The sequence below is a fragment of the Salmonella sp. SAL4457 genome (assembly GCF_046548235.1).
Taxonomy (GTDB): domain Bacteria; phylum Pseudomonadota; class Gammaproteobacteria; order Enterobacterales; family Enterobacteriaceae; genus Salmonella; species Salmonella enterica.
The window spans coordinates 1-231 of the sequence record NZ_JBGDZO010001440.1 but is presented as its reverse complement, the minus strand read 5'-3'; the positions used below and the strand labels follow the sequence as shown (position 1 = coordinate 231).

1 protein-coding gene is annotated in these 231 nt (G+C 68.4%); it reads left to right on the top strand.

Going from position 1 to position 231, the window contains the following annotated elements; translation table 11 throughout:
• Nucleotides 1–231, top strand: a 231-nt coding sequence (locus ACLJNW_RS28930) for a hypothetical protein (protein WP_410962126.1), incomplete at both ends; no start/stop codon positions are given.

The following is a 231-nucleotide window of genomic DNA, read 5'->3' as shown; positions in this document are numbered from 1 at the left end:
CGCCCTGCAACCGGCCAACCACCGGCACCTGCACTGGGCCCAGGCCAGGGTCTACGGCTGGCTGCTCTGCGCCGAACGGAAGCTGGAGGAAGTCGAACTGGCGCTGGTCTACCTGGAGGTCGGCAGCCAGAAGGAGACCCGCTTCGTCGAGCGGGTGCGGGCCGACGAGCTTCGGCTGTTCTTCGAGAGCCAGTGCCAGGCGTTTCTCGCCTGGGCCGAGCAGGAACTGGC